Source organism: Streptomyces sp. NPDC045695, assembly GCF_056432025.1.
This window is the reverse complement of sequence record NZ_JBWKJU010000003.1, coordinates 237,790-258,745: the sequence shown is the minus strand read 5'-3', so window position 1 is coordinate 258,745 and position 20,956 is coordinate 237,790. Positions and strand designations below refer to the sequence as shown.

At 70.8% G+C, this 20,956-nt stretch carries 15 protein-coding genes and 1 tRNA gene; 6 read left to right on the top strand and 10 right to left on the bottom strand.

The window, feature by feature from the left end; translation table 11 throughout:
* Nucleotides 1–30 precede the first annotated feature (30 nt).
* Nucleotides 31–813, bottom strand: a complete 783-nt coding sequence (locus AC07DU_RS07475; RefSeq protein ID WP_479028710.1) for an SDR family oxidoreductase — start codon at nt 811–813, stop codon at nt 31–33.
* A gap of 112 nt (nt 814–925) precedes the next feature.
* Nucleotides 926–2,137: an aminotransferase-like domain-containing protein gene (locus AC07DU_RS07470; protein ID WP_479110138.1), complete on the bottom strand. Its 1,212-nt coding sequence runs from the start codon at nt 2,135–2,137 to the stop codon at nt 926–928.
* Between the two features lie 151 nt (nt 2,138–2,288).
* On the opposite strand from AC07DU_RS07470, the gene AC07DU_RS07465 reads away from it, so the two are divergent.
* Nucleotides 2,289–3,173: a hypothetical protein gene (locus AC07DU_RS07465; protein WP_479110136.1), complete on the top strand. Its 885-nt coding sequence runs from the start codon at nt 2,289–2,291 to the stop codon at nt 3,171–3,173.
* Between the two features lie 195 nt (nt 3,174–3,368).
* On the opposite strand, the gene AC07DU_RS07460 is transcribed toward AC07DU_RS07465, so the two are convergent.
* The 3 genes from AC07DU_RS07460 to AC07DU_RS07450 all read right to left on the bottom strand — a co-directional run bounded on the left by AC07DU_RS07460 (nt 3,369) and on the right by AC07DU_RS07450 (nt 5,704).
* Entirely contained in the window at nt 3,369–3,578 is a 210-nt protein-coding gene (locus AC07DU_RS07460; RefSeq protein WP_360899975.1) for a DUF397 domain-containing protein, read from the bottom strand.
* 210 nt (nt 3,579–3,788) lie between these two features.
* Complete coding sequence (locus tag AC07DU_RS07455) at nt 3,789–4,673, bottom strand: helix-turn-helix domain-containing protein (protein ID WP_479110134.1); 885 nt, start codon at nt 4,671–4,673, stop codon at nt 3,789–3,791.
* 296 nt (nt 4,674–4,969) lie between these two features.
* Nucleotides 4,970–5,704 (bottom strand): GOLPH3/VPS74 family protein, encoded by a 735-nt coding sequence (locus AC07DU_RS07450; RefSeq protein WP_030390041.1) that lies wholly within the window; start codon nt 5,702–5,704, stop codon nt 4,970–4,972.
* 186 nt (nt 5,705–5,890) lie between these two features.
* Here AC07DU_RS07450 and AC07DU_RS07445 point away from each other — a divergent pair, with 186 nt between their 5' ends.
* The 4 genes from AC07DU_RS07445 to AC07DU_RS07430 all read left to right on the top strand — a co-directional run bounded on the left by AC07DU_RS07445 (nt 5,891) and on the right by AC07DU_RS07430 (nt 12,621).
* Nucleotides 5,891–8,656, top strand: a complete 2,766-nt coding sequence (locus AC07DU_RS07445; RefSeq protein ID WP_479110132.1) for a D-alanyl-D-alanine carboxypeptidase family protein — start codon at nt 5,891–5,893, stop codon at nt 8,654–8,656.
* Between the two features lie 110 nt (nt 8,657–8,766).
* Nucleotides 8,767–10,728: an MFS transporter gene (locus tag AC07DU_RS07440; RefSeq protein WP_479110130.1), complete on the top strand. Its 1,962-nt coding sequence runs from the start codon at nt 8,767–8,769 to the stop codon at nt 10,726–10,728.
* Nucleotides 10,729–10,827: 99 nt separating this feature from the next.
* Nucleotides 10,828–11,031 carry a hypothetical protein gene (locus AC07DU_RS07435; protein ID WP_360891202.1) on the top strand — a complete coding sequence of 68 codons (204 nt, stop codon included), beginning with the start codon at nt 10,828–10,830 and terminating at the stop codon, nt 11,029–11,031.
* A 276-nt stretch (nt 11,032–11,307) separates the two neighbouring features.
* On the top strand, nt 11,308–12,621 hold the full coding sequence (locus tag AC07DU_RS07430; protein WP_479110128.1) for an ATP-binding protein: 1,314 nt from the start codon (nt 11,308–11,310) through the stop codon (nt 12,619–12,621).
* Here AC07DU_RS07430 and AC07DU_RS07425 read toward each other — a convergent pair.
* A complete protein-coding gene (locus AC07DU_RS07425; protein ID WP_360891208.1) occupies nt 12,524–13,345 on the bottom strand; it encodes a nitroreductase/quinone reductase family protein in 822 nt (273 codons plus the stop codon). The two genes, AC07DU_RS07430 and AC07DU_RS07425, sit on opposite strands and share 98 nt — an antisense overlap.
* 231 nt (nt 13,346–13,576) lie before the next feature.
* Nucleotides 13,577–13,649: transfer RNA gene (locus tag AC07DU_RS07420), tRNA-Arg, on the bottom strand.
* A gap of 607 nt (nt 13,650–14,256) precedes the next feature.
* On the opposite strand from AC07DU_RS07420, the gene AC07DU_RS07415 reads away from it, so the two are divergent.
* A complete protein-coding gene (locus AC07DU_RS07415; protein ID WP_479110450.1) occupies nt 14,257–14,448 on the top strand; it encodes a hypothetical protein in 192 nt (63 codons plus the stop codon).
* Nucleotides 14,449–14,582: 134 nt separating this feature from the next.
* Here the strand turns inward: AC07DU_RS07415 and AC07DU_RS07410 are convergent, their stop codons facing one another.
* The 3 genes from AC07DU_RS07410 to AC07DU_RS07400 all read right to left on the bottom strand — a co-directional run bounded on the left by AC07DU_RS07410 (nt 14,583) and on the right by AC07DU_RS07400 (nt 20,955).
* Entirely contained in the window at nt 14,583–16,172 is a 1,590-nt protein-coding gene (locus AC07DU_RS07410; RefSeq protein WP_479110126.1) for a serine/threonine-protein kinase, read from the bottom strand.
* Between the two features lie 192 nt (nt 16,173–16,364).
* On the bottom strand, nt 16,365–17,621 hold the full coding sequence (locus tag AC07DU_RS07405) for a hypothetical protein (RefSeq protein ID WP_479110124.1): 1,257 nt from the start codon (nt 17,619–17,621) through the stop codon (nt 16,365–16,367).
* 130 nt (nt 17,622–17,751) lie between these two features.
* Nucleotides 17,752–20,955 (bottom strand): type I restriction endonuclease subunit R, encoded by a 3,204-nt coding sequence (locus AC07DU_RS07400; RefSeq protein ID WP_479110122.1) that lies wholly within the window; start codon nt 20,953–20,955, stop codon nt 17,752–17,754.
* Nucleotide 20,956 lies beyond the last annotated feature (1 nt).

The following is a 20,956-nucleotide window of genomic DNA, read 5'->3' as shown; positions in this document are numbered from 1 at the left end:
TACGATCCGACGTTCCGCCGGTGGTGCGGGTCATCGCATCAGCTCACCGGCGTTGACCAGCAGGGACTGGCCGGTTATCGCCCGCGCCCGGTCGGACGCGAGGAACACGGCGGCGTCGGCGACGTCCCCGTCGGTGGCGAGGTCGGGCAGCGCCATGCGGTCGGTCAGCCGGGCGTGGACCTCGGCCTCGGGGACGCCCTCCGTGTGTGCGGTGAAGGTGACGAAGGCCTGGACGGGCGGGCCCCACATCCAGCCGGGCAGCACGGTGTTGACCCGGATCCGGTGGGGGCCGAGCTCGCGGGCCATGGAGTACATGGCGGAGGTGAGCGCGCCCTTGGAGGCGGCGTAGGCGGCCTGCTGCACCTCGTTGGGCGCGGCGATCGCGGACTGCGTCCCGATGATGACCACGGACCCGCCGCGTTCCTTGAGCGCGGGCAGGCAAGCCCGGGTCATCCGCAGGGTGCCCAGCAGATTGACGTCGATGATCTGGGCCCAGGTCCCGAAGTCGGCGCCTTCCAGCCCCCCGAAGTACGCGTCCCAGGCGGCGACGTGCACGACGGCGTCGACCCCGCCGAAGCGTTCGGCGGCGAGGGCCGCCAGCGCCTCGCACTGTCCCTCGTCGCGGATGTCGGTGGTCCGGTAGGCGGTGTGGATCCCGTCGGGGTCGATCTCCGCGGCGGACTTGGCGAGATGGGCCTCGGTCCGCGCCCCGAGCACGGCGTTCCCCCCGTCCCGCACCACGGCGGCGGCCACCTGATGCCCGAGCCCGGCTCCGACGCCGGAGACGATGACGGTCTTCCCTTGGAGCAGCATGACGGTCCTCCGGTGGGCGCGACATCCGATCTGACGGGCCGTCAGGCTAAGGGAGGCGGGGCGGGTTGGGAAGGGGCGCCCTCATCCGCGTCATGGGTGGGGGAGGGCGTCCTCATCCGCGTCGCGTCGCCCGGCGCAGTCGCAGCAGTCCCTCCGCGATCTCCTGCGGGGTATGGGTGGTGAAGGAGAGCCGCAGCGCGCGCGGGTCGGCCGGTCCCGTGTAGAAGGGGGCTCCCGGGACGAAGGCCACGTCGTGGGCGAGGGCCGACTTCAGCAGCCGCGCCGCGTCGTGCTCCTGCGGGAGGCGGGCCCAGACGAACATGCCGCCCTCCGGACGGTTCCACTCGGAGCCCGCCGGGAGGGCCTCGCCCAGGCCGCTCAGCAGGGCGTCGCGGCGCTCGCGGTAGGCCGAGCGCACGGTGGCCAGGTGGGCGTCCAGGTCCACCGCCGCGAGGTAGTGCGCCGCGGCCAGCTGGTCCACCGTGGACGTGTGGAGGTCCGCCGCCTGCTTGGCGACCACCGCGGCCCGGCGCAGCCCCGCGGGCGCCCGCAGCCAGCCCAGCCGCAGGCCGGGCGCCATGACCTTCGAGAAGCTGCCGAGCAGGGCCGTGCGGTCCCCCGCTCCCGGATGGGACGCGAGCCACGGGACGTCGGAGCCCTCGTAGCGGAGGTCCCCGTACGGGTCGTCCTCCACCAGCCACAGCCCGAGGCGCCCCGCGATCTCCGCCACCGCCGCCCGGCGCGCGGCCGGCAGGGTGCGGCCCGTCGGGTTCTGGAAGGTCGGGACCGTATACAGCAGCTTCGGGCGTTCCCGCACGACGATCTCGGCCAGCGCCTCGGGGACGATGCCCTGCGCGTCGCAGGGCACGGGCACCACCCGGGCCCCCGCCAGCCCGAAGCACTGGAGCGCCGCCAGATAGGTGGGGTTCTCGACCAGGACAGCGTCGCCCGGTTCGACGAGGGCGGTGGTGAGGAGCGTGAGGGCCTGCTGCGAGCCCGAGGTGACGAGTACGTCGTCCGGGCCGGTCGCCAGACCGCGCGTGGTGATGCGGGCGGCGACGGCCGCGCGCAGTTCCGGCACGCCCTCGGTGGTCGAGTACTGGAGGGCGCGCCGCGCGGACACCGCGAAGGCGGCGTCGTACGCGGCCCGCAGGCCCTCGGCGTCGAAGAGCTCGGGCGCGGGGAGGCCGCCGGCGAAGGAGATGACCCCGGGGCGTTCGGTGAGCGCGAGGATCTCGCGTACCGGAGAGCCCTGGACCGAGGCGGTACGGGCGGCGAACGCGGGGGCGGGGGCGGGGGCGGGGACGGGCGCTGGCACGGGCACGGGGACTCCTGCTCCTCGGGAGGCGGGTGCGGTGCGCGCATCGTATCCATGGAAAGTTGTAGATGGCATCTATGTATCAGGGGGTGGAACGGCGGCCCGTGGAACGGCCCGACAGCTCCCCATCTGACGCCGCATCAGCTAGACCGTTCCCATGACGACAGGAGAACAGCACCCGCAGCACCCGCAGCACCAGCCGGACACACGGCCGGACACCGGGGTGGACGACTACGCCGCGCTCGCGGCCGTCGGCCCCTACGGCGTCCGCCCCGGCCACGCGCTGATCACCATGGTGGAACCGCACCCGGGCCACGAGTACGCGTACAACCGCTGGTACGAGGACGACCACTACTACGCCGGCGCCATGGCCATGCCCTGGATGTACGCGGGCCGCCGCTGGGTGGCGACCCGCGAGCTCCAGGAGCTGCGCTACCCCGAGAAGTCGGCCGTCGCCCAGCCGGTCACGGCGGGCTGCTACCTCTCGACCTACTGGGTCACCGAGGGCCGCTACGACGAGCACATGAGGTGGACCGTCGTCATCAACAAGCGCCTCAACCGCGACGGCCGGGTCTACCAGGACCGGACGCACGTGTTCACGTCCTTCCAGGACCACCAGGCCACGGTCTACCGCGACGGCGCCGCCGGGCCCCGTGACGTCCACGCCCTCGACCACCCGTACGCCGGGCTCGTCGTCCAGGTCGTCGACGCCGACGGCCCCGAGCGGCGGGCCGGACTCCTGGAATGGCTGCGCTCCCGCGCCCTGCCGGGGCGCCTGCGCGGCTCCCCGGCCGCGATGGTGACCGTCTTCCGGCCCACGCCGCTGCCCGGCGACCGGATGACGTACGTCAAGCAGGTCGAGGGGGTCGACACCCGCCTCACGCTCCTGTGGTTCCTGGAGCAGGATCCGCGGACCTGCTGGGACCGCTTCCTGGGGCTGGACGCGGAGGTCGCGGAGACCGGGCTGGGGCGGGTGGAGCTGGTGGCGCCGTTCATCCCGACGGTGCCGGGGACCGACCGCTACGTCGACCAGCTGCGCTGAGGGCCGGGCGCCGGACGGCCGCTGCGTTGTGTACGCGGACATGGCCGAGCCCCCTCGGCCAAGACGGCGGACCGGTCGAGAGGGCTTCAGTCACTGGTGCAGGTGGTGCAGGTGGTGCAGGTGGTGCAGGTGGTGCAGGTGGTGAGGTGCTGCGAGTGGATGTGGAGACGGGGCGGTCGGGATCGGCCGTCACGTTCAGGCGAGACGTCCCAGTCGGCCCTCGGTGACGTCGGCGACGAACGAGGTCCACGAGCCGGGCGCGAAGGTGAGGGACGGACCGTCCTGCACCTTCGAGTCACGGACCGCGATGGCCTCCACGACGGGCGACTTGACCTCGACGCAGGCGCCGTTGGCGGAGTAGGAGGACTTGACCCAGTTGTCCGTGGCGCCCTGGCGAATAGCCATGTTTCTCTCCGGTGAGCAGTAGTTCCGGTGACGTGGCGGCCATTCCTCCGGCCGACGTGATCGACGCTACCGGCAGCTCCTGACAGATGAAGGAGGCATTCACCCGACCGAGTGGCATATTCCATTCAGGCCTTATGTGGCCGGGGAGTGACGGTGTACCGTGCCGGCCCGCTCCTCACCCACTCGCCCTCCACCTGGTGCATCACGGCATCATTCGCCCTTGTCCGCGTATTCCGTGATGATCCCCGAAATGAACTGACGGGTCTGATCGACGTTGAGGGCCTGGGCGCGCAGGTGTTCGTACATCACGCTGTACCTCTGCACGTCGTTGGCCTTCTCCAGGTACAAGTCGCTCGTCACGCCCTCGATGTAGACGACGGTCGAGTCGGACGCGTCCGGGAATTCGAGGATGGCGTACTGCCCGTTGACGCCGGGGTGCGCGCCCAGCGAGAAGGGCATCACCTGCACGGTGACGTGCGGTTGCTCCGATTGGTCTATCAGGAATTCGAGCTGCCGGACCATCAACTGCGCGTCACCCACCTGGCGGCGCAGCGCCGCCTCGTCGATGACGGCCCACAGGCGCAGCGGACCGAGCTCCGGATTGTTGTTCTCCGTCTCGGAGAGCCGTTTCTGCCGGTGCATCCGCACCTGGACCCGTTTCTCCACGTCGGCCGGGGCGGTCTCCGGCCACGCGCCGCGCACCAGGGACTGGGCGTACTCCGTGGTCTGGAGCAGCCCCGGGATCACCAGGGGCTCGTACGTGCGCAGACTCGCCGCATCGGTCTCCAGGCCGATGTAGACGCTGTACGGGATGTCCCCGAAGGCGTGCCACCAGCCCTGCTGGCGGGAGTCCTTCGCCATCTGCATGAGGGAGTCGATGAGCCGGCGGTCCTCGACCTCGTACACGTCGCACAGGTCGCGGACGTCGCGCTGGCTGATGGAACGGCGGCCGTTCTCCAGTCGGCTGATCTTCGACTGGGAGACCAGCAGGCGCTCGGCGACCTGCTCGGCCGTCATGCCCTTGTCCTCGCGGAGCTTGCGCAACTCCATGCCCAGTCGGCGGCGTCGGACGGTGGGATTGACATTGGACGCCACGTGAACGGCACCTCCGCCTTCTTCTGTCGTGCAGCAGCTGTCTCTCTGCGTGTCTGATGTCGAGCAGACTGCCACCGAAGCGGGCGGCGCCGCTGGGGAACGGCCGGGAAACACAGACGCGCGGGGTGGCGGGGTCGGCGAACCGGCCCCGCCACCCCGCGCGCTGGCGGTTCCCGAACCGGGTCTTCACAGACGTCGGTCACGGCGATGGCGTTGCGATGGAGCTGGCGTAGCGATGGAGCTGGTGGTGCGGGTGGTGCGGTGGAGCGGGTGGTGCTGATGGAGCTCTGGGTGGATCAGTGCGCGGCCGCGCGGGCCATCGCACCGGTCCGGCGCGGCTGCAGCGGCACGCTGCTCGCCGTGGCCCGGGCCGGCGGTGCCGGAGCGCGGTCACGGCGTGGCTGGGCGGCCACACCGTTCTGGACGTCCATCACGGCGTGCGCCACGAGTCCGCCCATCGGGTCGTGCCGGATCAGGTCCCGCAGCCGGGACCTGGACGACCGCCCCTCGTTGCCGGGGTACAGGTGCTTGCCGAGTCCGACCGCGTGGGCCAGTGCGGCGAGCGCCGCGGTCCGCGGGTCCGGCGGTACGCCGGTGCGGATCGCACTGTCCAGCCGGGCTCGTATCTCCCGGCTGATCTCCGTGTCCGTCGCCTGGTAGCGAGTCGTCGGCAACACTCCGCACATCTGTCCCGCGACGGCATGGACCATGCCGCAGCGCTCCAGGTGCGCGAGGTAAATCTGACGGAGCCCCAGTCGGGGTCCGCCGATCCAGTGGACGGCCCGTACCGGGCTGCCGCGCCTGCGCAGCAGTTCCAGTGCGGAGTCCAGAGTCGGATCTCCTGTCGGCCGTGGCATCACCACGGCGATACGATCCCCATCAGGGGCTATCCGTCCTGCCAGAGCCAGCTCCACTAGCTGTGCCCCGGCCAGGCCGAGGTCGAGCGACTGCGGCTGCGCCGTGGTACCCGTGGCCGGGTCCAAGGCGAGCAGCAGAAGCTCCTCCGGAATTGTTCTGCGGCTCCTGCCCATCCATGCCTCCCCGCGTGGATGAGTGACAGGGTGACGCCTCTCACATTCATCTGTCGAGAGCGCGTGGCCGCTTTGTGGGGGAACCCGCAGCTATGTCGTTCTCGTCTAGCACGGGGGCGATGCCCCCGAGACGGGACACTGTTAGACATTCGGACAGCCGGACGTGGCGGCGATGGAGGAGGAACGGTGGCGGGCGAGTCCCCCGACAAGTCGGTAGATGAAGGTGCGCCGGGGGCGGCGGCGTCGTCCGCGGAGCGTGATCCGAGGCTGTCGGTGTTCCGGCCGAGGGACCCCGAGGACCGTGCGGTCGCCGGTGCGGGTGAAGCGCGTGGCGGTGCCGAGGTTGAGGCTGAGGGCAAGGTCGAGCCCGAGGCCAAGGTTCAGCCCGAGGCCGAGGATGAGCCGGAGGCCGAGCCCAAGCCCGAGCCCAAGCCCAAGCCCAAGCCCGAGGCCGAGGTTGAGCCCGAAGCCGAGGTTGAGCCCGAGCCCGAGGTTAAGCCCGAGGCCAAGGTTGAGCCCGAGGCCAAGGCCGAGGTTGAGGCCGCGGCCGCGGTTGAGCCCGAGCCCGTAGCCGAAGTCGAGGCCGAAGCTGGTGGCGAGGACGCCGAGCCTGAAGCCGAGCCGGAGGGTGGGCCCGAGCCCGAGCCCGAGGCCGAGGCCAAGGCCGAGCCCGGCAAGCCGGACGCGCTGCGCGAGGCGGTGGCGGCGTGGGTCGCCACGGCCGACGACGCGGAGAGCGGCGACGCGGAGGGCGATGCGGACGAGCGCCGTGCCGATGAGCCGAAGGCGGGCACGTCGGCCGGTAAGGATTCCGCTTCCGCTTCGGCTCCCGTGCCGGCCGCTGAGGAGAAGTCCGACGAGCCTGCCGACAGCGAGCGCACGGCTGTGTTCCGTGCCGTGAAGCTGCCTTCCGGCTCCGGTTCCGGCTCCGGCTCTGATTCCGGTTCTGCTTCCGTCCCGGCCGGCGAGGCGAAGGCCGAAGAGCCGGCAGACAGCGAGCGCACGGCGGTTTTCCGCGCCGTGAAGCCGACGTCCACCCCTGCTTCGAAGAAGCCGGATTCCGGCTCCGGTTCCGGTCCGGCTCCCTCCGGGGCGGCTCCGGTCGCCCCGGCCGACCCGGAGGCGGAACAGCCCGCCGACAGTGAGCGCACGGCGGTTTTCCGCGCCGTGAAGCCGACGTCCACCCCTGCTTCGAAGAAGCCGGATTCCGGCTCCGGTTCCGGTCCGGCTCCCTCCGGGGCGGCTCCGGTCGCCCCGGCCGACCCGGAGGCGGAACAGCCCGCCGACAGTGAGCGCACGGCGGTCTTCCGGGTCCCGAAGCCGGATTCCGCTTCCGCGCAGCCGGCGGCTGACAGCGAGCGCACCGCGGTGTTCCGCGTTCCGAGGCCGGACAACGTCAAGCCGGACGCCGTGAAGCCCGCCCTGGCCAAGCCCGCCCTGGCCAAGCCCGCACCGGCGAAGCCCGCGCCCGCCACGCCCAAGGACAGCACCTTCGTGCCGTTGCGTACCGAGGGGGAGGGCGGGGGCAAGGGCGCAGGCGCCGCGCCGAAGCCCGCCGCCGGGCAGCAGCAGACGGCGCCGCGGCCTCCCGCACCGTCCGCCGCCGCCGCCGCCGCCGCCGCCGCCGCCGACCGGACCGAGCGGACCACGCAGCAGCCGCTGCCGCCCCGGCCGCCGCTCGACATGCTCGCGGACCTCACGAACAACCCGCCCCCGCCGCCGAGCCCGCTGCGCACGGCCGTGCGGCGGTTCAAGATCTACGCCCCGCTCGTCGTACTCCTGGCGATCATCCTCGGCATCGTCCAGCTGGTGCGCCCGCTGCCCGAGCCGAAGCTGGTGATGACCCAGAAGTCCTCGTACACCTTCGACGGCTCCAAGCCCGAGCTGCCCTGGCCCAGCGAGGGCCAGGCCTACATGGCCGCCGCGGGCCTCGGCACGATCGGCCAGTCCGGCGAGCAGAAGCCGGTGCCGATCGCGAGCGTCACCAAGTCGATGACGGCGTACATCATCCTGCGCGACCACCCCGTCAAGAAGGGTGAGCAGGGCCAGATGATCGAGATCGACAAGACGGCCGAGGCCGAGGGCAAGAAGAACGACTCGGTCAACAACGAGTCCACCCTCGACACCGTCAAGGAGGGCGAAAAGATCTCGGAGTACGACGCGATCGCCGCCCTCATGATCCCGTCGGCCAACAACATCGCGCGGCTGCTCGCGCGCTGGGACTCCGGTTCCCAGGAGGCGTTCGTCAAGAAGATGAACGACACCGCCAAGGAACTCGGCATGACCAACACCACCTACACGGACCCCTCGGGTCTGGACGCGACCACGGTGAGCACCGCCGAGGACCAGGTGAAGCTGGGCCTGAAGCTCGTCGAGATCGAGACGCTGCTGGACATCACCAAGAAGCCCAGCTGGACCGACCCGTCGGGCAAGAGCTGGCGGAACTGGAACGGCCTGGTCCCGTACAACGACTCGCTCGGCATCAAGACCGGTACGACGACGAAGGCGGGCGGAAACCTCCTCTTCGCCGCGCAGAAGAAGATCGGCAACACCAACCAGCTGATCGTCGGAGCCGTCCTCGGCCAGCACAAGTCGCCGATCATCGACACCGTGCTCGCCGCGAGCAAGCAGCTCATGATCGCCACCCAGAAGTCCCTGGAGGGCGCGACCGTCGTCCAGAAGGGGTCCGTGGTCGGCTACGTGGACGACGGGCTCGGCGGCCGGACGCCCGTCGTGGCGACGGCCGACGTGCAGGCGGTCGGCTGGGCCTCGCTCACCGTGAAGCTGAAGCTCGCGGACGGCGGCGGCGCGGTCCCGCAGAGCGCGAAGGCCGGTACCGAGATCGGTGTGCTGACCGTCGGCGAGGGTGCCAGTCAGGTGAAGGTGCCGGTGGCGCTGAAGAGCGACCTCGCCGCGCCGGGTATCGGAAGCAAGCTGACGCGCGTCGGCTGAGTGCGGGTGAGAGCCTGGATCCGGCGCCCCGGGCAACCCCGGGGCGCCGGACCGCGTCTTGGGACCCGGGGCGTGTGCGGGTGTGGACTCATGTGTTGGGGAGTGCGGTAGTGACCACCGCTGAGCAGCAGGGCCGGGGCCGTGGGGCGGGCGTACCGTCGGCCGTCGACGGCGAAGCCGACGCATCCGCCGGCGGCCCGGCCGACGGGCGGGGGCGGTACGCCGGGCTTCCTGCCGATGCCGGCGCCGATGCCGCCGGCGCAGGCTCCGGCGCCCGCGCCGCGACACGGCCCCGCGGCCGGCTGCGCGCCGGTCTCGACTGGGCCCTGCGGCACCCGGTGGCCGTCGCCACCGTCCTCGCCGGGCTGCTGCACGTCGCCTGGTTCTTCAGCTTCGCCAACAGCGGCGGCGACCTCGCCGCGCAGGACGCCTGGGCCGAGTTCGTCGGCCGCCACCCCGACTCGGCGTACAACCTCGCCTGGTACGGCGGCATGCACCCCGTCTCGTACAGCGTGGTCTCGCCGTACGTCATGCACGTGCTCGGCGTCCGGACCACGATGATGATCGCGGGCACCGTCTCGGCCGGGCTGCTCGCGCTGATCTTGACCCGCTGCCGCGGGGCGGTGCGCGAGCCGCTGTGGCCCGCCCTGGCCGGGGTGTACGGGCTGCTCTGCAACGCGCTGTCGGGCCGCGTCACCTTCGGCCTCGGCGCGATGTTCGCGCTCGGCGCGGTGGCCGCCGTGTTCTGCTGGCCCCGCAAGTGGTCGCAGCGGCGCTGGGCCAAGGCCGCGGTGGCGGCCCCGCTGGCCGGGATCGCGACCGCCGCCAGCCCCGTCGCCGGGCTGTTCCTCGGGGTGATCGCGGCCGCGCTGTTCCTGAGCCGGCGGCGCCCGGGTGCGTACGCGCTGGGACTGGCCCCGGTGGCCGTGGTGGGGCTGTCCGCGTGGCTGTTCCCGTTCTCCGGGACGCAGCCGATGAAGCTGGGCTCGGCCGGCCTGCCGTTCGTGTTCGCGCTGCTGATCCTGTTCCTCGTACCGAGGCGGTGGAAGACGGTCCGGATCGCCGCGGCCGTCTACGGCCTCGGGGTCTTCCTGACCTGGGTGATCGACTCCCAGGTCGGTTCGAACGTCACCCGGCTGGTGATGCTGTTCGGCGGGGCCGTGCTGCTCGCGGCCCTCCCGTACGAGGTCCCGCGCTCGCGGCGGTGGTACGCGGTGCTGATCGCCTTCGTCGGCATGAACGCCTGGATCACCGGCAACAGCATCACGGACATCGTCCGCACCACCCCGGTGGCGGCCTGGAACCGCGAGCTGGCCCCGCTCGTCGACCAGCTGCAGAAGGCGGGCGCCGACCGCGGCCGGGTCGAGGTGGTCCCGGCCAGCAGTCACCGCGAGTCCTCCGCCTTCCCCTCGTACGTGAACCTGGCGCGCGGCTGGAACCGGCAGGCCGACCTGGAGCGCAATCCGCTCTTCTACGACGACACCCTGGACGCCGACAGCTACCGGGCCTGGCTGGAGCGCTGGGCCGTGCACTACGTGGTGCTGCCCGCCGACAAGCCCGACTCGGGCGGGGAGGACGAGGCGAAGCTGGTGCGCGCGGGGCTCCCGTACCTCCAGCAGGTGTGGGGCGACGCGAACTGGCAGCTGTTCAAGGTCCAGGAGCCGACGGACCTGGTGGCCGGGCCCGCGACCGTGGTGCGGGCCAGTGCCGACCAGCTGGTCATCGACGTGGCGCGGGCCGGACGGGTGCTGGTGCGGATCCCGCACTCCCCGTGGCTGGGCCTGGTGGACGCGGCGGGCAAGCCGGTCCTGCCGCCGCAGGAGACCTTCGCCTCGAAGGCGCGGGGCGGGAGCGGCAGCGCCCTTCCCAAGCAGTACGGGAACACGGCGGGGTGCCTGTTCAAGGCCGCCCCGGACGACGTCGGCGACGTGTGGACGGAGCTGCTGGCCCCGGCGCCGGGGGAGTACCGGGTGGCGGCGAAGTACCAGCTGCCGCGGGGGACGCCCTGCCCGGACGAGCTGATCTCCGCGACGCTGGGGCCGACGGAGCGGCCGACGCCGCTGCGGCCCTGATCCGGAATCCTTTACTCCCGGTCCGGGTGCGTCACCCGGTATATCTGCATACGATCCCAGTAGTCCGATTGGGTGCTTCTCGAGGGAGTTGACTACGGGATGACCAAAGAGCAGAAGCGGGACGTCCGGGCGGCCATCGCGAAGGCGCAGGAGCAGGCACAGCCGCCGCGCGCGCCGGGTCACGGCTTCAGTGGACCGGTACGGAGCAAGGTCAAGGGCGGACTGCACACGAAGGCCGCGCTCAAGCGGGCCGGGACTCCGCAGGGCGACCGTATCGGTGAACGCAGCAGCGGCCTGAGCTGACCCCGGCGCGGGGAAGCGCATTCGAGGTGGCACGGCCCTTCCGGGTCCTCCCGGGAGGGCTTCGTGCGTCGCGGGGGCGGGCGGGGCGGTCCGCACGGGCAGCGTGATCTCCGCCTGCTCTTTATGTGATCTTTATGTGCTCTTTACGCGTTCCGGTGGCCTGATCCCTCCGGTCGGTGGTCGTGATCCCGCCTGCCGGGAGCCGGGGCTGGCGCATTCCGGTGGCCTGACCGAGGACGGACAGGCCTTGAGGATCACGAACGGGGAGCTCCACTGATGAGAGTGCGGCTGCGCCTGCCCGCGTGGACCTCGACCCTGACCTGGAAGGCCGCGGTCTTCATCACCCTCATGTGCTGCGGCCTCGCCGCGCTCCTCGGCGGCCTCGTGCACAGCGCCATGACCCACCAGACCACCGGCGCCGCCCGCGAGAAGGCGCTGGTGAAGCTGGAGCGCACGATGCAGGCGTACGAGACCGGCGCGCGCCTGCCGCGCGGCGAGGGCGTCGACCCCGTGGACCTGCCCCCCGAGCTGCGCGCCCTGGCCCTCGCCGGCAAGCGCGGCACGGCCGTCGGCGAGCACCGCGGCCGCTCCGCCATGTGGGCCGCGGGGCCCGGCGCCGACGACACCGCGATAGCCGTCTCCGTGGACTTCCGCGCCAGCGAGCGCACCATCGCCGAACTGGACCGGGCCATCCTCGGCTCCTCGGTCCTGGCGATCGGCGGCACCCTGCTCATGGGTGCGTTCGGCGTCACCCGGATCACCCGGCGGCTGCACCTGACGGCGCAGGTGGCCCGCCGGATCAGCGCCGGGGACCTGGACGCCCGGGTCGGCGACAGCGCGCGGCACAAGGACGAGGTGGCGGCGGTCTCCCGGGCCCTGGACACCATGGCCTCGACCCTGCAGCGCAAGCTCGAAGCGGAACAGCGGTTCACGGCGGACGTCGCCCACGAGCTGCGCACCCCGCTGACCGGCCTGAACGCGGCCGCCGAGCTCCTGCCGCCGGGCCGCCCGGCCGAGCTCGTACGGGACCGCGTGCGGGCGATGCGCGCGCTGACCGAGGACCTGTTGGAGATCTCCCGGCTGGACACGGGCAGCGAGCGCGTGGAGCGGGACCCGTGCGACCTGGCCGAGCTGGCGGCGCGCACGATCCGCGCCTCGGGCACCGACACGGCCCTGACGGTGGTCTCCCGGCAGCGGGTCGAGACGGACCGGCGCCGCGTGGAGCGGATCCTGGGCAACCTCGTGGCCAACGCGCACAGCCACGGCGCGGCCCCGGTCACGGTCACCGTCGACGGCCGGACCCTGACCGTGGCCGATTCGGGCCCCGGCTACCCCGCGTACCTCCTGACCACCGGCCCGCAGCGGTTCCGTACGGAGGGCATGAACAAGGGCCACGGGCTGGGCCTGACCATCGCCGCGGGCCAGGCACGGGCCCTCGGCGCCACCCTCGCCTTCCGCAACCGGGAGGCGGACGGCGGCGCCGAGGCCCGGCTCACACTCCCAGGGCCCGCAGCACCGGGAGCAACTCCTCCTCCTCGCCGTCGAGATGAGCCTCCAGCTCCCGGCTCATCCGGTCCACCCGCTCACTGAACCCCTCGCCCGGCTCGTCCAGGGCGGCCGCCAGCTCCGCTTCGAGCCGGGCGATGACCTCGTGCTCGACGAGCATGCGCTCGATGAACTCCCGCATCTGCGGGGCCTTTTCCTCCAGGAGGGGGAAGAGGCCGCCGTTCTCGCCGTGGTGGTGCGACTCCAGCGAGTGGCAGAACGCCAGGCAGTGCTGGCGCAGTTGCAGCCCGAGCGAGGCGATGGGCCCCCCGCGCGCCTCCTCCTCGGCCGCGAGCTGCCGTACGAGGGCCAGCTCGGCCCGCAACCAGCCGTGGATGTTGAGGAGCCTGCCGGCCAACCCCGGCTCGTCGGTGACCGGTTCGTGGCTCCGATGGAGCGCCACGACGGGTATCGCCTGACCGGCCCCGGCCCCGGGCTCCCCGTCCAGCAGCTCGTCGCGCCGGGCCCCTTCGACGGGCACGGCGACGGCCTCGTAGCTGTCGGTCCCGGTCTCGACCTGCACGAGGGGCCGCGCGAGCAGATTCCGGTACCAGGCGGGATGCCCGTCGGCCCCCGGCGCGGAGGCGACGACGAACAGCTGCCCGTCCTCGCCCTTCTCCGCTAAGACGCCGAGCGGCACGGTGTGCGGCTCGGGCGAGTCGGCTCCGGTGGTGCTGAGCAGGATCAGCTCGGAACCTTCGTAGGGACCGCCGACCTTGCCGGCGTTGGCCCGGAACTCTTCGATGACGCTCTGATGAGATGATGACACGGAGTGTGGATTCCTCACGGTGTGTGCGCGTGCGTGGGCAGCGGAACAACTGGGGGAGATCACCCGTGACCGGCGGCGTACAAGCCCTTGGGCACGGTCCTGGAACAACAGGCGCCTGCGCGGCCACCGCCCGGCCCCCATCCCTGTGGGCGGCGCCACACGACACCTGGATCATAAAATCACAACAAGACGAGGCCCCCCAGCCTGAATCGGCTGGGGGGCCTCGAAGTGTGCCCTCGGCAGGATTCGAACCTGCGACACCGGCTTTAGGAGAGCCGTGCTCTATCCCCTGAGCTACGAAGGCGGGGGCTGGTCGAAAACCCCGGCACGCGCCCGGTAGTCGACCGACCGCTGACAGCCTAGCGGATCGTGCTGGGAGTGGCCGCACGTATTGCCGCAGGCGCGGGTCTGAGCCGAAGCATGCCCGCGACCTGGGAGTTCTGAGGGGCTGAGGTGGTGGGCGCGGAGGCAGCGCGCGCTGCGGGGGCGAGGAGGGACGGCCCAGGCATCCGTTCTGTCCGCTTGCCCCCGCCGGGGTGCAAATGCGTCGACGGCCGCACCCTGCGTGGCGGCTCCAAACGTCCAGCCGGCACCAGCGGGGGCCGTACTTCCGTGCCCCGTGCACCCAGCCGCGGCTGCGGGGCAGGTCGAGGTCGGCGACGACGCTGTGCCCGATCTCGCCACTGTGTCCGCCGGCGAGCGCGAGCGCGGCCGCGGCAGCGTGCCGGGTCGGCCGGGTCGCGTACGCGGCGTGGTGGCGCAGCAGTACGGCCTCGCCCTCGGTCAGGGGCCGGACCCCGCCCGCGACGAGATGTCCGAGCAGACCTGCGACAAGTGCGGTCTCCTCTTCAGGCCGGCTCTCCGCTTCGGCGAAAAGGTCGCCCCCCTCGTGGCTGCGGGCCGGCAGGACGATGTCGCGCCTCGGTATTCCGGAACTTGAGCTGTTCGTGGAGAAGGCGGTCGTCGCGGAGCTGGCGACCGGCACAGGCGAGCCGAAGGCCTCGATGCAGGTGTGCGTGTTCGTACCTCACAAGCGTTGCAGCGAGGCTGGCGCGCTGTTTGATCACCCAGGTGATGGCCTTGTCGTGCGGCATCACGCGTAGCAGTACGAAGATGTCGCCACTTTCCGGAGCGAGGGCGACGCCGCGGATACCGTGGACGATGCGGATGGTGCGGACGTGCGGGTCCTTGGCCTGCTTAAGTGACTCCAGCCGAGCCTGCGATGTGTACGAGCGGGTTAGCTGGCAGCCTCGCCGTCGAGGTCCAGGCGGATCAGGGCCAGCGCCGCGGCAATCTCGACGGTCATCTCGTCGTCGGGGCCGAACACCATGCACATGTCCTGATGGAGCGGTTCCAGGACCTGCCGGGCTTCGGCGCCTCGGCCCTGGGCGAGCAGCAGCATCCCGATGTTGTGCCGCAGCTCCACCGCTTCCTCGCTCACGTCACTGTCGACGGCCCCCACCACGTTCAGCACGCCCTGGAGCACGGCGAGCGCGTCGGTAACCTGGCCCAGTTCGGCGCGGCACCGGGCCGCCTGGGCGCGGCAGGCGCGGGACTGCTCGTCCGTGGGCCCGGCGATGCGGGCGTAGGCGTCGGAGAGGGCCTCGAACTCGGGTAGGGCGGCCCGGTAGTCGCCGCCGAGGAGGCGGATTGCCGCTCGCTGGCGGCGCAGCGCCAGAACGGCCTTGCTCTCGGAGCCGAGGGCGAGGGCCGCGGGTTCGATGATCTCGCCGAGCACCTCGGCGGCCTGAGCGAACCGCTCCTCCTCCAGCAGGGCGTCGGAATGGGCGTACGCCTCCTTGATGTCCCCGCGCAGTTGGGCGGGAACGGGCACTGGCAGGGCCCCCGGGAGGACGGCCGTGGGCGGCAAACCATCGGGTGCGGGCGCCTGGGCGCGGGCGCGGGGCGCGAAAGGGCGACGGAACACGCCCGTCGGGTCGGGCGCGCCGGCCGGCCCGGCGTCCGTCGTGCCGGGTTCCTGGCCCGGAGGCGGGAGGAACGGCAGCAGTCGCGCGTACACCTCCTGCGTGTCGGCGGGCCGTGCCTCGGGAGCCTTGCGCAGCAGGTGCAGGACCAGCTCCTCCAGCGCCTCGGGGACGTCGGGCCGCAGCCGTCGCAGCGGGCTGGGGGCGGCGTTGACGTGCTGGTACATCAGCAGGTACTCGCTCTCCGCCTCGAACGCGAGTCGTCCGCTGAGGAGTTCGTGCAGCACACAGCCCAGCGCGTACAGGTCGGTCTGCGGGGTGATGCGTCCGCCGCGCACCTGCTCGGGCGACATGTACTGGTGGGTGCCGATGGGGCTGCCAGTGGCGGTCAGTTTGGTGACGTCGGTGCGCAGCATCGCAGCGATGCCGAAGTCGAGGACCTTCACGGTGCCGTCGCGTGCGACGAGGATGTTGCCCGGCTTGAGGTCGCGGTGGATCACCGGGACGTCGTGGGCGTACGACAGTACGGTCGCGACCTGCGCGGCGACGGCGGCCGCCCAGCTGACCGGCAGCGGCCGTCCGGGGCCCAGGTAGGCCGACAGGGGCACACCGTCGACGAGCTCCATCACCAGGAACAGCCGCTCGTACGACGCGTCGAGCACCGCGTCGTACACCTGCGGCACGCCGGGGTGCTGGATGCGTGCGGTGATGCGGGCCTCGCGACGGAAACGCTTGGCGAACTCCTCGGCCAGTTGCGGGGAGGTGACCGACGCTTGCCGGATGAGCTTCACGGCGACGGGCCGGTCGAGCACGGCGTCGTAACCGCGCCATACGTCGCCCATGCCGCCGTGGTTGAGCTCCTCCAGGAGTTCGTAACGGTCGGAGATCGCCTCCTGCGGCACCTTGCCCCCGGTGTGCGTGATGAACAGTCACGGTCAGGGGTCAAGTGTGGCCGCTGCGTTGATCTGCCGTCCAGCGGTCGCGGTGCGCAAGGGGCCGCCGACCGCTGGGACCGGCACCCGCGTCCTGCACGGTTAGCTGAGACAAAGAACGCCACCACTCCGGAGATCCGGGGGCCGACCGACGGATCAGGCTCAGCCTTCCTGGTCGCGCTCCTCCTCGTCCCGGCGCCGACGGCGCGCCAGCTCGACGATCCCGCTGGAGACCTTCCCCTTCATCGAGCTGGCCCGGTCGAGGGTCTCGTTGCCGAGGCTTCTGGCAGCACCGACGCCCTTTGCTCCTGTCTCGAGCGCCTTGTCCCTCGCCTCCGCGGCCGCGTGCGCCCATCGTCTCGCATCCGATGACCGGCGGCCGGACTCAATCCCGAGTCGCCCGTGAAAGTCATAGACGCCGGTTGCGACATGGTTGCTCGACTGGACTATTGCCGGGGACTTGGTCGGGTGCAGCAGCACTTTCGCGTTGGCGGTGGCAGCAGCCGCATTCATCCGGGCCACCAGACGCTCGGTGCTCCGCGAGATGAGATCCAGCCGGTTCTGTCGGGCAGCCCGAAGCCCGAGGCGATGCCGGTCCAGCTCCTCCGGAGCCGCGTCCAGCACTCGGTCGAGTTCGAGCACGGCGATCGCGTCCTGAAGTTGGAAACAACGAGCCAGAACGGTGAGCCACTCCTGAGCCTTGGACTCGGCTTCGTTGGCCGCCGTGGCGAGATCGCCGATCTTGGACTTGCTCTTGCGCTCCACCTTCTCCGCGAGTGCGTCGAGTTGACGCAAGGCGTACGCCTGCGTCTCTGCGATCGTCGCCGGCGCGGCCTGCACCTTTGACCACGTGACGTCGGAGACCCGGCCCACCTGCTCTCGGATGGTCATGGTCTCTTCGATCACGAGGTCCATGCCGATCATGCGGGCCAACGCAGCGTCCTTCTGGGCGCGGAGCACGTCGTCGACCTTCTCGTCAATCGCGGCGAGGTAGTCGGTGATCTCGTCCATGGTCTGCTGCATCGCGAGCTGCGCCATGATTCCCGCGGCACCAGCCAGACGCGCCGGGTTGGTCAGAAACGAGCCGGCCCCCTTCTCGATCTGGAGCCATGACTTGATCGAGCCGGGTTTGCCCAACATTGCATGGCTGACGCCTGGCGTTTTGGTTTCCATCAGCCCGAACTTCTTGAGACGCTGCGCGGACTCCGCGGTCAGCTTCACCCAGCGACCGGAGTTGGCGGCGATCTCCGAACCTGCCTGCGCGACTGCAGCCCCGGTGTCGAAGACGGACTTGAGCCGTCCTGGTCCGAGGTCCTTCGACGGCAGTCCCTCCGAGGCGAGGAAGCGTTCGACATCCGTCGGATTCCCGATGACCGCCAGTCCATCACCGTCACTGATCAGCTGAATCGCGTTGTCCATTGCCCGCTCCTGAAGTGGATTTTCGCAGTTGAGGGGTAGTGGGGTGAGCACGGCGATCGCCGTGCAGGGGCCGAGGTCTTCCTCCAAAGGGCGCCCCGGCCGGCGCTTCCGGCCGGGGCGTACGTACACATCAGACGTCGTCGTCCAGGCCCTCCTCGCGGCGGATCATCCGCCAGGCGGCCTTGCGGGCGCTGCGGTCCAGGCTGGACTTGAAGCCCTTGTCGGGGCCGAAGTACTGGCGGCCCATGCCCGCGATGGTGTCGATGTGGTCGGCCATCTTGTCCGCGAAGACGTTGTCGAAGACGAGGCCGAAGTTCTCCTCGTCGTTGACGACGGCTGCCGCCCGCACCTTAGGGTCGGCCTTGGCCTCCTCGAACGGGCGGATGACATCCTGCTCGGTGAACTCGGTGCCGAAGCGCTCATTGAACTTGTCGATCAACTGCGAGAGCAGCGACTTCTCCGCCTCCTTGGCACCGCCCGTGCCGTCACCGAAGCCCTGCATCGTCGTCGGCCCCTCGGAAGTGAGGGAGACGTCGTACTCGCCGGTCTTCTCCACCCGCATGTGGCTGAGGTCGATCTCGCCTATGTCCACGCCGCCGTCCGCCCGGCGCGGCAGCCGGTTGAGAAGGTAGCGGCCGTAGAGGTGCAGCCGCTCCAACTCGGCGTCCTGATAGGGGACGATCTGCGCGAGGAAGCCGTACTTCCTGACGTAGTCGTTGAGGGCCGCGCGGAATTCCTCCGCGGTCTCCTGCTCGTCCGTGTCCTCGCTTTCGAGCAGGGGCGTGAAGCGGGCGACGGCGGGGGAGAGCAACCGGTACAGCTCGGCGTGCAGCTTCTCCCACTTGGACTGTGAGCCCGCGGCCTTCTTCTTGGCGGCGAAATACGCGGCGGCGAACTCGTCCATCTCCTGCCCCGACAGGATCGCCGCCTGCATGACCCGGCTCTGCGCGGTGTAGAGCAGGTTGGGGTCGGAGGGGAGGGTGTTCGCCTCCTCGAAGTACGGGCGGAAGGAGTCTTGTATGTCGTTGGCGTCGTTGACGAAGTCCAGGACCGCCAGGTCCGCCTGGGTCTTGCGCTCGGCGGTCCGGTTCAGCCGGGACAGGGTCTGGACGGCGGAGATGCCGGTCAGCGACTTGTTGACGTACATCGTCGTCAGCAGCGGCTGGTCGAAGCCGGTCTGGTACTTCTCCGCCACGACCAGGATTCGGTACTCGCGCTGGCCCGCGCCGCCGGCCCGGGCGGCCTTGTCGTCGGCACGCGTGTACGCGAACGCCTTCGGCAGCGCGCTCTCCGACAGCCCGCCGTTCTCCTTCGGCTCGGTGGTCTCCTCGCCGTCGAGGGTGAGCGAGCCGGAGAAGGCTACGAGGACGCCCAGGTCGGGGTACTTGGTGTCGTAGTCCCGGTCCTTGAGGTAGCTCTTGATCGCGCGAGCCATCTCCACGGCGGACTGCCGGGAGGCGGTCACCACCATGGACTTGGCCCGCCCGCCGAGCCGGCCCCGGCTGTGCGCCACGAAGTGCTCCACGATCACCTGGGCGTGCTGGGCGACCGTCGAGTCATGGGTGAGCGCGTACCGGGCGAGCAGGCTGTTCGCCTTCGACGGGTCGACCTCCCGCTCGTCGGGGTTCTGGTTCACCAGCTTCCAGTACGTGTTGTACGTGACGTAGTTGCGCAGCGGGTCGAGGATGAAGCCCTCCTCGATCGCCTGCCGCATCGAGTACGTGTGGAAGGGCCGGTAGGCCGCCTTGCCGTCGATGTCCTGGAGCGTGCCGAAGAGTTCGAGGGTCTTGGCCTTCGGCGTGGCGGTGAACGCGAAGTAGGAGAGGTTCGCGGCGCGGGAACGCTGCTCGGCCCTCTTCTTGAGCTGCTCGTCCAGGGTGGCGGCGTCGGCCTCGACCTTGACGGTGGTCGCGCCGGCGTCGTCCGAGTCGGAGTCCAGGCCGAGGTCGCGCAGCGCCGACCGTACGGCGGTGGCGGCGTCACCGGACTGCGACGAGTGCGCCTCGTCCACGATGATCGCGAAGCTGCTGCCCTGGATCTCCGTGGGGTTGCGCTGGAGGTAGTCGAGCAGCGCCGGGAAGGAGTGCAGCGTGACGGTGACGATCTTCCCCGTGTCACGGGAGAGAGCCTTGGCGAGCTGCTCGCCCTTTGCCCCGTACTTCTCGTCAATCTTCACGACGAGGCCTGCAGTCTGCTCGAAATTGCCGACTGTTTCCCGGAGCTGTGCGTCCAGGTTGCGGCGGTCGGTGATGACGATGACCTTGTCGAAGACGGGTACGCCCGGCTTGAGGCCCGTGGCGATGGCCTCGGGGTCGAGTTCGCGCGGGTCGGTCGGGGTGTGCAGGTCGCTGAGGCGGTGCGCGAGCCAGCCGATGGTGTTCGACTTACCCGAGCCGGCCGAGGCCATGACCAGGTAGTCGTGGCCCGCGCCGTGGGTGGCGGCGTGCGCGGTGAGCTTCTTGACCGCGTCCCACTGCTGGAACCGCGGGAAGACCATCGTCTTCGTCGCGCCGCCGCCGGGCGTCTTGCTCTTGTGCAGGTGCACGAACCGCTGGAGCAGGTCCAGCCAATTGTCCGGCTGCCACACCTGCTCCCAGAGGTAGGAGGTCGCGTATGTGCCGAAGGCGGTGGGGGCGGGGTTGCCGGCGCCGCCCGGCTGACCGGGGCCATTGGATCCGGTGTTGAAGGGGAGGAAGCGGGTGTTCTTGCCCTTGAGCTGGGTGGCGACGAAGACCAGGTCCGGGTCTACGGCGAAGTTCGCGACGACGCGGCGCGTGAAGATCAGCTCGGTGGGGTCCCGGTCGGTGCGGTACTGCTCCTTGGCTTGCTCCACCCCCTGCTTGGTCAGCGGGTTCTTCAGCTCGGCCGTGGCGACGGGGATCCCGTTGAGGAAGAGGGTGAGGTCGAGCCGATTGCCCCAGTCGGCCTGCTTCGTCGCGTACTCCAGCTCACGGACGACGGTCAGGCGGTTGGCCCGGTAGCCGTCAAGAACGGAGTCGTGGGCGACGAGGTTGGGCTTGAAGTACGCGACGCGAAGCAGGACGCCGCGATCCTTGACGCCGTTGCGGAGGACATCGAGGAGCCCGTTGGTGGCGATGGCCTGATCGAGGCGGCCGGCGAACCCGCGCTGGGCCTCGTTCGGGTCGCCGCCGTAGACGGTGAGCAGCTCGCTCCACTCGTCGGGCTGGGTCGCCCCGATGAAGGTGAACAACTCGTTGGTGTCCAGGCCGAGATCGGCCCGGTAGTCCTGCGGGCGCGCCTCGCGCCAGCCGCGCTCGACCATGGCGGCGACGATGGCATCACCGAAGGCGGACTCCGTGTGGATGGGGCTCATG

Bases quoted from the DNA above. Each gene is read 5' to 3' on its own strand.
- AC07DU_RS07475 (WP_479028710.1), bottom strand. From the start codon at position 813: ATGCTGCTCCAAGGGAAGACCGTCATCGTCTCCGGCGTCGGAGCCGGG.
- AC07DU_RS07465 (WP_479110136.1), top strand. From the start codon at position 2,289: ATGACGACAGGAGAACAGCACCCGCAGCACCCGCAGCACCAGCCGGAC.
- AC07DU_RS07460 (WP_360899975.1), bottom strand. From the start codon at position 3,578: ATGGCTATTCGCCAGGGCGCCACGGACAACTGGGTCAAGTCCTCCTAC.
- AC07DU_RS07450 (WP_030390041.1), bottom strand. From the start codon at position 5,704: ATGGGCAGGAGCCGCAGAACAATTCCGGAGGAGCTTCTGCTGCTCGCC.
- AC07DU_RS07435 (WP_360891202.1), top strand. From the start codon at position 10,828: ATGACCAAAGAGCAGAAGCGGGACGTCCGGGCGGCCATCGCGAAGGCG.
- AC07DU_RS07430 (WP_479110128.1), top strand. From the start codon at position 11,308: ATGAGAGTGCGGCTGCGCCTGCCCGCGTGGACCTCGACCCTGACCTGG.
- AC07DU_RS07415 (WP_479110450.1), top strand. From the start codon at position 14,257: ATGTCGCGCCTCGGTATTCCGGAACTTGAGCTGTTCGTGGAGAAGGCG.
- AC07DU_RS07405 (WP_479110124.1), bottom strand. From the start codon at position 17,621: ATGGACAACGCGATTCAGCTGATCAGTGACGGTGATGGACTGGCGGTC.
- AC07DU_RS07400 (WP_479110122.1), bottom strand. From the start codon at position 20,955: ATGAGCCCCATCCACACGGAGTCCGCCTTCGGTGATGCCATCGTCGCC.